Raw genomic sequence first — 12,652 nt, 5'->3', positions numbered from 1 at the left:
GGAGAAATTAGGGTACGCGCCAAAGTTGTATTGCTATGAGCGGTTGCTATGAGCGGTTGGGCGGGGTTTATGATCGCGTAGGTGGTTGCTATGAGCGGCTGGGTGTGATTTTCTATCAAAAATCACCAAAAATACCCAAAATAAAAAAATCTTCTCTCCATACAAAACAAGAGCCGCCCGAAAAGTCAGTTGAAAACGACTTCTCAGACAGGCTCTCTATTATCGTTCACAAGCAATCCCATCTTTATCACGATCTAGCCCTTTGTGAAGGTTGTACACACTAGGTGAAACACTCGGCTTATATTTAGTTTTGCCTCCCTTATTTTTAACGTTCGCATTCATAGCTACGCCACCTGGATAGGCTTTATTAAGTTCTTTACAATTTTTGTATTTGACTGGCGCTGCTTCTGTTGTTTGATGTGGTAGGCCAAGCAGACTTACAGCTAGCATTGAAACTATGATTGGTTTTAGTAGTTTTTTCATCAGCGATTCTCCGTTCGTTTTCTAGAGTTTAGTTAATCCAAATTAAGTTGTGACTTTGTTAGTCCATATAGTCAACAAACTCCGATATTCTTCTAAATTCAACCAACTTAACTCTATTTTGGATAATAAAATAATACAATACTATTTATATATTGTAAACATGATATTTGCTAAAAAACTTTTCTTGAACGAAATCATTCAGGCTTTCTAATAAGCCTTGAGTATGTTCCCTATACAAAATTCGTTAATAAAAAGTCTTCTAAACGATTGCTCGATTAGAAGACTCTCTGCTTACTTAACTTCTCCAATTAGATGGACGGTGTTTTGTTGTGCCTTTACTTCATTCCACAATAAATATTTTCCGAATAGGTTCCTTTAAAACAATACCACTTGCTGATTTCATTTCAGCAATCGTAATATAATACAGTTCCCCTTTTTCATAAGTGCCAGTCGGCTTGATTGTCAAAGACTTTCCGTCTTCTCCAAATTGTATATTGACATCCACAACTTCTCCTACCGCATTTCTGACCACTACTTTTTCTAGATTTTCAGATTCATTTAGTACAGGTGCAGAAAATGTAATAGCCCATTCTTTTGTTGTCTTGATTCCGCTGTCGGGTTTGAAATAGGAATACGGTTTATCATTATCCAATACAACTACTTTCTGCTCTCCTGGTGGAAGTTCAATACCTTCAAGTGCATCAAGTTCCTCTCCTAATTCACCAATCTGGACGATGACATATCCTCCAACGACTTCCGTTTTTTCTATCTTCGCTGGTTGTAATTCACCCGTCTTCTCATCCTTGACCTGAATATGAAGCTTTCCATTTTCAATCGTTGCCTCTACTTTTTCCGGTGCTGAGATTGTTGGTTCTGGTTTTGGGTCCGGTGTAGGAGTCGGATTCGGTCCAGGATTCGGCTCAGGATTCGGATTCCAATTCTCTCCTAGATCCGCCCCCAAGTTGGTCGTATATTGCCAACGCAATACATCTCCATCCTTCAATCCGTAGATTCCTGCGCTGTATTGTGGGAATTCTCCATTTACCGAATACATCCAGCCGCTTTGAGGACCTTTATCAAACTCACCTAAGCTATTAATTGCTTTCACATAAACAGTGGGACCTACACCACTGTAGTTCAGTGAGATCGAGCGACTTTCCAGTTCACGCTTGAGCGCGGTAAATGCAGTGTCTCCTTTTTGGATTTCCAGCTGCTTTGGACTGATGATATCACCTGCACCAATTGTCCGTGTTTCTACAGAAAATGTAATTCGGTCTGTAACAGCAGGTGGCGTTGGTTTTTCAGGTTTAATAATAGATTCATTATATAACGTGATAGCTCGTTGCAAATCACTAGTCGCTACATTCACTTGTTGCTGATCTGCTTGTCCATCCGCTTCAATGACTTTAGCTTCTGTGATTGCTTGTTGCAATTGGTCACGTGAAGCCTTTGTGTAAGTTCCTGTAGTTGTTCCTTCTTGTGTTGTAGCTAGTTTTTGTTCAGCCGTTGCGATAGATAAATTTAATTGTTCTTTAGTAACAGAAGGTTCTATTGGTTGTTCAGGGTTCTTAGCCTTCGAAATCCGCTTCCAAACGGAACCATTTTCTAAACTTGTTAGCGCATTAAGAGCTTGTTCTGAAGCAGCACTATTGGAAATTGTCCCTTTCCATAAAAACGAACCATCTTTCTTCTGGAAGTTCTTGAAGGCATCCACTACAGTTTTTCCGTTAACCATCCATTGATCTGAAGATAAATTCTCGCCAACTGCTACCAAGCCAGATACGGCCGCTGATAAACTGTTGGAGTTATCGCCCATGCTCGGAGATTTAAATCCTCCATTATTTAAGTCTTGCTGTCTTGCTTTCAAATATCCTTTGGCTTTGTCAATCACCGCATCTGCCGCACTATCTCCTTGATAATTCGAGAGTGCTAGAAGAGACATACCTGTCATATCTACATCTGACTCAGTTCCAAATAAAGCGAAACCACCATCTTTATTTTGTGAATCCATGACATGTTTTAATGCTTTTTCCTTCGCATTTGCATTCCATTTACCTACGTCGTGTCCACGTGCAACTCCTGCATCCAATGCAAGCATTGCCCACACATGCTTGTTCAGTCCGCCAATGGATCCATCTGCTTTTTGCTGAGCGGCTAACTCCGTGTATAGATTTCGTCCCTTTTGCCAAGCATTCGATGGATCTTGTTGCATTGCTAACAAACCAAAAATGTAACGGATATGATCCGTTCCACCAGCATCTTCTTTGAGACCTGGGTCTAACATTTTCCAATCCGGCAATTTCCAAGTACCGTCTGTCAAATCCTCTCCTGCTCCCCATAGAGCAACAAGAGATTCCCAAGATGAGATGACTTGATTTTCATTTTTATAATAGGATACTGTATCATTAATCATTTCTTGTATGGACCGTGTATCCTTTGGAGGTTCAAGCGCAATAGTAACCGAACTAGATTTTTTCCCTATCATTGCTTGAGGAAGGGCCGTTACTTGGATTGCTTCAGTTCGCACTTTACCGTGTAACTGAAGGTCTGCTGCTTGATTACCTGTTAATGTGACGTTCGTTATCGTTAAATCATTTCCTTCAATTGCCCAATTATTAATTTCTCTTGCTTCATCTGTAAACGTATCTCCAACCAATGAAATTTGAACAGTTGGATTCTCTTTATCGCTTTTTAATATTGAAGGAGAAGAAAGTTTTGCACTACGCTTATAATAAAGATGAATTTTATCTTTACTTTGTAGTTCATAATTTAGAGGGGACCATACATCATTTACGGTGATATCCCATCCATCCTTACCACCAAAACTACCTGCTGACTCTCCATTGACAGATATGAAATCATCCAAAATCGCATGGTTTACATAAGGTATTTTCTTTTCATCCAACAGCTGTTTCAAAGCTTTCAGAACAGTATCTCCCGATTCTATTGTCACTTCAGAGCTAGAAATAATATTCTCTTTAACGCCATCTATTTGTATTGTGACAGTCAATGGAGCAGTTGATGTATTTTCTGATCCCACTACAATCTTACTGAATGGTCGACTAATCACACTATAGTGTTTATCCAATTTCTCTGCAGATACATAATATTCACCGGGCTCAGTAAAAGCGATAGTTGCTTCGCCCTGTGCATTAGTTTTAACTGTTTCCCCATTTACTAAGAGTGGTTTGTTACCAATTAGTAAAGTAGCATCTGGCACAAAGCCATCTTCTGTTTTTAATACAACGTTTACGCTACTACCTACAGTTGTTGATATTTCATTTTTATCAAACCAAGAATAGGATATTTCTTGATAATTTGGCGTAAAATATACTGTAATTTCATCGCCAGACTTGATAGTGTAGCTTCCCACTCCATTATCCACGTACTGATCATTGACCGCATACATCCAACCATCTTTTGAAGGATTAACAGAATTCGTCTCCAGCCCATTAATTTTAGAAATGTACTCCCCTTCACCAAAATCAAATTTAGCCAAATCTTCGACATCAAAATTATTTATTTCCAAGGCTTTTATAATCGCATGTATCGCTAAAGGATTTGCTTCATTCAAATACCAATTGCCTATTTTATTGTCACCTACTACGTTGGTGATATCATAAGGTGCTACGTTTATTTCTGTTAACGGTAGAATAGTTTCGTTAAAACCCTCCACTCGAACTTTTACTGGAATTTCTTCCGATTGAATGGATTGATCTTCAAATACCGCATACTTTCCAGGATGAGTCGTTGCAAAGGTAAAGCTTTTTTCTTCTGAATTGTATGAACCGCCTAGCTTGATCCATTTCCCTGGATCCCCCACAAATTCAAAGACTGCTAACTTAGCAATATCTATTCCAGCTAATTCATGTTCTTCAAACTTAATAGTGAAATTACTTGTTTGACCATTTGGAAATTCTCCAATGGATTGTATGATTTCTTTGTCTTTATTTAATGTCATTTGAAGATGCAAAGAGTGACCAACACTTTTCATCTGTTTAGGCGTTTCAATTTCAGTGGTCAGTTCACTGGTTAGTAGAAGATTATCTTGCTCAGCCTCGTCGAGAATATCAGCGAAATTTGGTAATTGAACAGAATACCTTTTTGCTTCTATTGTAGTTGAAACATTTTCTTCATCTAGTTTTTTTATATCTGACAAACGAAATTTTAGATAATTTTCATTCATCGCTCTTATGTTAATAGTAGAATCCTTTGTCTTGGCCTTATCTATTCTTTTTGCAAGATTATTGGAGTTTACAAAGCCAATTCCTGAAACATCCAAACTAATATCCGGATCCAACACTTTAAGAATCGCCCGGCCTCTTAGATTTTCGTATTCCACAACCACATTTACTATTCCCGTCATAAGACCTTTTACCATCTTTTTATTATCGGTTTTACCAAATGTGTTTAATTGGCCTTTCTCTTCTTCCACTAAACTCCATTGGAACCCATTTTCTAAATCTTTTATTTCATTCCCATGTTGATCAAAAATAGTAGCCGTTAAAATAGATGACCCGCCAACATTTACTACTTGCGAGGAACTTGAACTAACGACCATACTAGTAGGAATTTGTTTTTCACCCACGGTTATCAAAATTTCGTCACGGACTGTTTCATCAGCTTTTAGTTTCGCTGTAACGGTAACTTCGCCTTCACTTACTGTTTTTATACCCCCTGTAATTGGATCAACAGTTACAATATTCTGATCCATGCTCGTCCAAGTGACTTCTGGAATAATTACGGATTTCTTTTGAGCGTCAAATGCATTAGCGGTCAGTTGCACGGTAGATCCAAGTGGAAGGTCTGTAACTTTCCGATTAGATTTAATTTCAATAGTCGCTGGAATTTGATTTACTGGTTCAGAAGCTCCCATGCCAGATACTTCTGTTGAAACTTCACCCAACAAGCCTGAAAATTTATTGGTAGCAGAGTAAACTTTAACATACTTGATTTCATCTAAATGAATAGAGTTGCCATTTTCATCTACTGCCCAACTAATGTCCATGGCATCTCCGCCAGAACCTTCAATGGATGAAGTATAGGGATTGTTTGGTTTTTCATACTCGTTATTTAATACAGGAACCGAATCTGCGTAGCCATAGCGTACTTGCTTTTTAGACGTACCAATATCTGATGGTGAAACATCGTTTAGTATAGAAACTCCACTTAATGTATAGCTTTCTAGATTAACGAAAGGAAAAAGTTCCGATGATGGATAATTTCGATGATGTAACAGACCTTCGTTTCCTTTATTATCAAGCCATTTACCTGCATTCTCAGTACTCCCATTAGGGTTCCAATAGGTAACTTGGTAGTCAATGTATGTATCTTTATTTTTATATTCTGATCCAGCAAGATGATACCAAGGGCCATCTTTATGAACTGCCACCTCTACTGCACCAGGTTCTTGATTATAAACACCAGGATTCCCATTAAGCTCAAAAGGATTTCCGAAAATCGTAAAGTCAATACCGTAAGGATTAAGAGGATTATTCTTGACTGGCTCTTCAAATTCAACAATGAGGTATCCTCCAAACCCTCCTAAAGATAATAAGCCACCATTTTTCGAACGTATTTTTTTAACAGCATCTTTTGTATAGTTGCCGTTCGTGTACTGCCCTGGTGCTGGAACGAACTCTATGGCCTTTACTTTACTGTACGACAAAAAGAAGACTTCTTCGATGAGTGCACCTGTTGAATCCACTGTCGTTAATCGAAATCTATTTAAACCTTCTTGAAGTTTTGTTTCATAAAAACCATCTTCATTAGGCTCAATCTGAATATTATCTCTTTCCACTTTGGGCACTAGCGGTTGTCCGTCCTTATCTAGTGCTTCAATTTCTAGTGCAACATCAGATTGGAATACATTCTCTCCGTATTCAAAGTTTTTCACTTGAATACTAGAAGTATTGTCTGGAACAGGAGTCTCTTTTTGACTCTTCAATTCACCATGATCAAATTCATCAGGTAAAGTGTCAGCGCTTACTGTTGGAGTGAAAAACGACAATACCAACAGGAAACTCAATAAAATTGAAAACCACTTTCTACTTTCACTATATTTCCCCAAACTATTCCAACCTCCTATTTTTAATAAAATAAAGCCCTTGCCTCCTAAAAGAGACAAGGGCAGATTATATAGTCAATTGATCAGGTACTTGAACCATATAGTATGCATACCTTTCTCCGGAAGGCTGTGAGCATTCTATTTTGGCAAGTCTCCTGACTTATGGATACGAACGCAACTTCAACCTTCCCAGTGATTCACCAGTGGTTTCTTGAAGCCGCTTTCCATTTACAGTGGCCGGACCGTTCAGGATTTTCACCTGATTCCTTTTTCATCTTTGCAACTGATACAAAGAACCAAAATAAACTATTCTATTAATCTTCATAATATATAAATAACTTAGTAATAGCAATAGACTTTGTTAGCAATCAGGTCTATTGACGCATTCAAATAACGGTTGCTTAACATCATTCAACAAAATCGTATCATCATTTTTTAAAATCATACAAATACATTTGACTATAATAGGAGTTTTATGCAGCTAGAAGAGATGGATAAACACTAGGGGTGCTTTTGGCCGTTGCCTTAAACCCTTGAACCTGCACTAGATAATACTAGCGGAGGGAAGTGGGTCATATGGGTGGACTTCGTATGCCACCACGTGATGAAACCGCTTCGCCAACAGAAGTGTTTTTTTCATGTGCACGATTTTAAGAAGAGAGATGTGGTCACTGCATGAAAAAAACTGTATTGGAATTCGACAAAGTTTCTTTTCATTATCCATCACATAAAAATACACGTCCTTCCACGATTTATGAGGAGAGTATTATCTTACACGTGGTCGATCGCACTCATCATCGTCTTGCTCATCATTTGGGAAATCAGCGCAAGACTATATGACAAAAGCTTTCTCTTTCCTTCACCGTCAGCAATTTTAGTAAGACTATGGGAATTAAAAGCCGAGCTGTTTTTCCATCACTTGCCCCCTACTGCTTTGACGATTTTACTTGGCTTAACGATCTCAATTGTTGTCGGCTCGGCACTTGCTGTTTCTATGTATATGAACAAACCCATTGAGCAGGCGTTTTATCCAATCTTAATTGCATCGCAAACCATTCCGATCATTGCACTCGCACCCATTTTCGTCCTATGGTTCGGCTACACGATTTGGAGTAAAGTGGCGGTCACGGTGCTCATCACTTTTTCCCCTGTCACCGTCAGTGTCTTCGACGGCTTGCGGTCATCCAATCGGAATTCGCGCGAATTGATGTTGACAATGTGTGCGTCCAAAAAGGATATCTTCTTTAAATTGGACGTCCCTTCCGCCAAGCCCTCGTTCTTTTCAGGATTGAAAGTCGCTGTCACACTAAGTGTCATCGGTGCAGCGATCGGTGAATGGCTTGGCGCGCAGGCGGGGCATGGCTATTTCAGCCGCAGAATGATGACGCAGTTCGATAGTACGCCTGTATTTGCACCGATTGTTTTACTTTCTGCGATAGGTATACTCTGTTTTTTATTTATCGTTTTATTGGAAAAAATTTTATTGCAATGGAGGAATCACCAATGAAAAAACGCTTGTTACTCAATTTCACCTTTTTTCTTTTGCTGCTCGCTGGCTGCGACAACGCAGACTCCGACAAGTAGGCAGAGAAGCCGTCATCTGACAAGAAGAAAAAAGTCAGCATCATGCTCGACTGGTATCCAAATGCTATACATAGCTATTTGTATGTGGCACAGGAAAAAGGCTTTTTTGATGCAGAAAATGTTGAGGTCGATATTCAATTTCCAGCCAACCCTACCGATCCAATGAATTTGGCGGCAGCTGGTAAAGTTACGTTAGGACTGTACTACCAACCAGATGTTATTTTGGCACAAGCCAATGAACAAGTTCCCGTCAAAGCGATTGCGTCTATCGTGCGCGAACCGCTAAATTATACCGTGATGCTAGAAGACAGTCCGATTCAGTCACCAAAAGACTTGGAAGGCAAAAAAAATCGGCTACCCTGGGATTCCATTGAATGAAGCACTCATGAAAACGATTGTCACGCATGATGGCGGCGACTATGACAAAATCCAAATGATTGACGTCGGTTTCGAACTGGAGTCTTCTATTGTCTCCGAACGAGTCGATGCGGTCACAGGGACATTCATCAATCATGAAGTGCCTGTCTTAGAAAGCAAAGGATTCAAAACTCGCCAGTTCAATCCTGTAGAATATGGTGTGCCGAACTACAGTGAAATCGTCCTCGTCACGAGCGATGACACATGGAACAAAGACCAAGAAGCCATCCAAGCGTTCTGGAGAGCTGCGAAAAAAGGATTCGAATTTATGAAAGAAAATCCAGAAGAAGCCCTCGATATACTGCTCAGAAATCAAGACAAAGCGAATTTCCCGTTAAAAAAAGCAATCGAAACCGAGAGCTTGAAAGTACTATTACCAAAGATGCATTCAGATAATACCGAATTCGGTGAGTTAGATGAAACTTCTTGGGAAGAAGTGCGTAATTGGTTGCAGGAGATAGGGCTGATTACGAGTAAGCCGGAAGTGGATGAGATGATTGTTGGGGTGGAGTCTTGACGCGAACGCTTAGCTATAGTGAATGAAAAAAGGTCTTCTACTCGATGATTGCTTGAGTAGAGGACCTTTTTTAAAATACGGCAGTTTTAAATTTTTGATTTCAAGTAAATATGCACTGTACTTATCCTCAATGCAACATTTCCAATAACCGCTCATAATTCTGCACTTCCATTGTATCGATCACTTGGAAATCCATTAGGACCTCAAACTTCATTCGAGTATCTTTAGCTAACGATGCTGAATTTTTATTTTGCAAATTCTTCGAAACGGTCAAGTAATGCGTTCCTTCATCCCATTTGTAATTCGGTGTAATATATAATTTATTTGGCGATGAAGCATCTACCTTTGTGGTGAATGTAGTAATCCCATCATTACCGTTTGGTGACCGCGCGATGAGAATATCTGTGCTGTAATCTTTTCCTACTTGTAATTCTTTGTTAAATGTAATGGTGAAAGTTTTATCTTGTTTTACCGTCATAGAAGGGAAATCACCGACGAATTCAGGTTGTACTTCTTTTCCTATGACCGTCACCGTCGTGCTTGCCGTCAATCCGCCATCTTTTGTTTTTGCAGAAACAACTGTCGTTCCTACTTTTTTCCCTACGATAATGCCATGTTCGTCCACTTCAGCGATAGCTGGATTCGATGAGGTCCAAGTTACCGATTGATCCGTTGCATTTGCCGGCAAGATTTTTTCGAACAACGCTGCTGTAGCTGAATTGGATTTACTAGAAACTTTCACTTGTGCTTCCTTGCTAATGGTATTGCTGGAATAGCGAATAGTAGTAGCTCCATGACCGACTGCTTGTACATTTCCTTTTGAATCTACTGTCGCAACTTGTGGTGTGGATGAACTCAATTTGCCCGTCGTCTCTATATTTGTCACGAATGGCTTGAGTTGTCCAAGTTGCATAAAAGCTTTATCAAATGAAAATACAGGCTTCGGCTCAGGTGTTGGTTCTGGTTCTCTATTTGGCGTAAACAAGGAACTGATCAAGTACCGTTCATTGGTAAAAACGTATTGATACGGTGATGATTGTAAAACGACTAGATAATACGTACCTTTTGGCAATTCATCAGAATAGTACATCGCCTGTTCACCGTCTGATAAGGTGCGCAATCTGGCAACATCTATTAATTGCTGTTGAGCATTATAGATGCCTATCATTAAATATTTATTATCCCAATGGCTAATTAGTGAATTTTCAACCCACCCTGCCAATAACGAAAGTCTCCCCTGTGAATGTAACGTAAATCGGTAATGATCTACATCAAAATAATACCTCGTGATCGATCCGACCATGCCGTTACCTAGAGTCAACGGGTTAGCTGTCAAGAAAGAATCGTTTGGCTCTCTTTCGTATTCAATCGCTGCTTGACTACGCATGCTTTCTAATTCTTCTATATCATTGGATTCCATACTTGCGCTACTTTTGGTTTGATCTAAATCAATTGTCAAAGTAGTCGTATTCAATTCAATACTGCTCACAGGTATATGTGCATCAGTCGTGGTTAGTTTTGAATTTAATCTTTCTAGATTCAACAGCCCCGCACCAAAATGCGAATCTTTCCCTGGATTCCCTAAGTCTGTTGCCGTGTCTTCCAACAATCCCTTAATTTGTTGGGGCGTAACATCAGGTTGTAGCGACTTGGCTATTGCAGCAGCTCCTGCGACCATGGGAGCTGAAAACGATGTTCCATTTACCGAGCTATAGCTATTACTGAGATCAGTTGTATAGATTTCGGTACCAGGCGCCACTACACTTACATACGGATTGTAATTCGAAAAGGCAGCGCGACTATTTTGCTGATCCACTGCGCCAACTGATATGACATGTTCATAAGAAGCCGGATAACTAATCGAATTTCCTTTTAACGCTTCGTTACCAGCTGCAGCGACTACTGTAATCCCCGCTTGAATCGCTCGTTGAACAGCAGCATTTTCAGCCGAAGAAGACTGTGCGCTTCCTAAACTAAGATTTATTACATCTACTTTACTTGATATCGCATAATCAATCGCTTTCACAATATCAGATACACGGCTACTTCCACTCGCATGAGACACTTTTAGAGGCAATACTTTGATATTATAAGCGCCCGTAATCCCAGAAATACCGATTCCGTTACCAGAAGTAGCCGAGATGACACCCGCCACCATTGTTCCATGCCCATGAACGTCCGAGACATTTGTATTATTGCTATAAAAGTTATAGCCCCCCGGTTGAATACGTCCTTGCAAATCTTCATGATTCGTTGCTATACCCGAGTCAATGACAGCAACGACTATATTTTTCTGCTGACTTCCTTTTCTAGACCAAATGGATTGTGGTTGAACCTGTGAAACCCACCATTGGTAACCAATATATGGATCATTTACTGAAACGAATAACTGTCGCTCATAATTAGGCTCGACACTCACAATTGTTGGATCCTCTAGCAATTAATCTCTTATCTCATGTAGATCAGCATTATCTGCAATGCGCCACAACTCTACGTTTGGTGCTATTTCCTCTCGCGCCTCTACTTCTGTCAAAGAAAAGTCTTCAGAAAGCGATTGATGATGATCCGCATACTCAACTACTAGCTCCATTTCTTTTCCTTCATCTTTAGTTTCTGCCTTCGCTTCAATTTGGAAAAGCCCCAATATACCAAGCAAAAATACCATCAAAGTTAAAGGATAACTACTTCTTTTTCTCACACCATCACTGTTCTCTCTTAAAATATATACCTATATTAACACATATAGTAAATTTATTGAGTCTATATTATTGATTCATAAGGACTAATTAATGGATTGCAGCTAGACTGTAAGTATCTCTTATTTAATGAGAATTAAAAAGTTCTCTAATCGATAACTTCTCGATTAGAGAACTTCCCTTTCCTCCCTACGTCACTACTCTCTCTCCAACACCTCATAATTCCGATCACATCGATCTTTGCTGATCAAATATGAAGCTGCCTGTTCAGATTCACAAACCATCAGTTGAATGGTTCTTCCCTCAATTAAAGTTTTCAACCTACAGGCGTTATTGAACCTTTCCTCAAACGAGTAGCTGCTTAAATCAAGCATAAATTTCGTACCATTAAGTAACGTAATGCTTGTCTTTTTATTTCCAATCGCTTTGTAGTCTTTAATATGTTGAAGTGCAAACCACACACAGTCGTCTCGATACGGAGATTTGCTTGGAAACCAATACAGGTTCAATCTCTCGTTTATGACGACAGGTGACATCATGACATTCCCCAAGATCATACGTGTTCCATCTTTTGCCCCTCGCAAACTAGACCCATAATAACGAAGATTTTGATCAACTAATGTAGTTGGTTTTTGATCCACTCTATATAACCTGTTGTTTTCCACTACGACAGATTGCAGCTTTCCGTCCTCATTGTATTCCGGAAAGATCACACTAGTACCTTTGTTCATTACATAGTCCGTTGTCGTCTTCACTTTCGTTTCCTCCTTTTTTCTTAAACGCTTTTGAAATTAATCAAAAAGGAGTATACTCTTACTAGATTGGTATACTCCAATCTTATATCCTCGAGTGGGTCTGCCCAGACTATCAACACTCGGGGATTCTTCG

Annotated in this window: 6 protein-coding genes, 1 pseudogene and 1 riboswitch; of the genes and pseudogenes, 2 read left to right on the top strand and 5 right to left on the bottom strand. The window is 39.5% G+C overall.

The genetic code is table 11. The features are described 5' to 3' along the window. Positions 1–219: 219 nt before the first annotated feature. Together GD002_RS00835 and GD002_RS00830 are read right to left on the bottom strand one after the other, a co-directional pair. Entirely contained in the window at positions 220–483 is a 264-nt protein-coding gene (locus tag GD002_RS00835) for an excalibur calcium-binding domain-containing protein (protein ID WP_153730424.1), read from the bottom strand. A 340-nt stretch (positions 484–823) separates the two neighbouring features. After that, on the bottom strand, positions 824–6,553 hold the full coding sequence (locus GD002_RS00830) for a DUF4430 domain-containing protein (RefSeq protein WP_153730423.1): 5,730 nt from the start codon (positions 6,551–6,553) through the stop codon (positions 824–826). Positions 6,554–6,678: 125 nt separating this feature from the next. Beyond that, a riboswitch (cobalamin riboswitch) is annotated at positions 6,679–6,866 on the bottom strand. A 438-nt stretch (positions 6,867–7,304) separates the two neighbouring features. On the opposite strand from GD002_RS00830, the gene GD002_RS00825 reads away from it, so the two are divergent. Together GD002_RS00825 and GD002_RS00820 are read left to right on the top strand one after the other, a co-directional pair. Next, positions 7,305–8,057 (top strand): ABC transporter permease, encoded by a 753-nt coding sequence (locus GD002_RS00825; protein ID WP_153730422.1) that lies wholly within the window; start codon positions 7,305–7,307, stop codon positions 8,055–8,057. Further along, positions 8,054–9,068, top strand: a pseudogene (locus GD002_RS00820) (ABC transporter substrate-binding protein). Before GD002_RS00825 ends, GD002_RS00820 begins: the two are co-directional and overlap by 4 nt. Positions 9,069–9,195: 127 nt before the next feature. Here GD002_RS00820 and GD002_RS00815 read toward each other — a convergent pair. The 3 genes from GD002_RS00815 to GD002_RS00805 form a co-directional block, all read right to left on the bottom strand. Then, positions 9,196–11,487 carry a S8 family serine peptidase gene (locus tag GD002_RS00815; protein WP_194841423.1) on the bottom strand — a complete coding sequence of 764 codons (2,292 nt, stop codon included), beginning with the start codon at positions 11,485–11,487 and terminating at the stop codon, positions 9,196–9,198. A gap of 21 nt (positions 11,488–11,508) precedes the next feature. Beyond that, the gene (locus GD002_RS00810; RefSeq protein WP_153730420.1) at positions 11,509–11,766 is read right to left on the bottom strand and encodes a hypothetical protein; all 258 of its coding nucleotides are present in this window, start codon (positions 11,764–11,766) and stop codon (positions 11,509–11,511) included. Positions 11,767–11,961: 195 nt separating this feature from the next. After that, positions 11,962–12,519 carry a competence protein ComK gene (locus tag GD002_RS00805; RefSeq protein WP_153730419.1) on the bottom strand — a complete coding sequence of 186 codons (558 nt, stop codon included), beginning with the start codon at positions 12,517–12,519 and terminating at the stop codon, positions 11,962–11,964. Positions 12,520–12,652: the final 133 nt, after the last annotated feature.

The organism is Sporosarcina obsidiansis, from assembly GCF_009651005.1.
GTDB classification, from domain to species: domain Bacteria; phylum Bacillota; class Bacilli; order Bacillales_A; family Planococcaceae; genus Sporosarcina; species Sporosarcina obsidiansis.
Note: the sequence above shows the minus strand (reverse complement) of the source record. Positions and strands in the feature narration are given on the sequence as shown.

Excerpts from the sequence above, each read along its gene's own strand:
- GD002_RS00825 (WP_153730422.1), top strand. The coding sequence starts at position 7,305 with ATGAGGAGAGTATTATCTTACACGTGGTCGATCGCACTCATCATCGTC.
- GD002_RS00835 (WP_153730424.1), bottom strand. The coding sequence starts at position 483 with ATGAAAAAACTACTAAAACCAATCATAGTTTCAATGCTAGCTGTAAGT.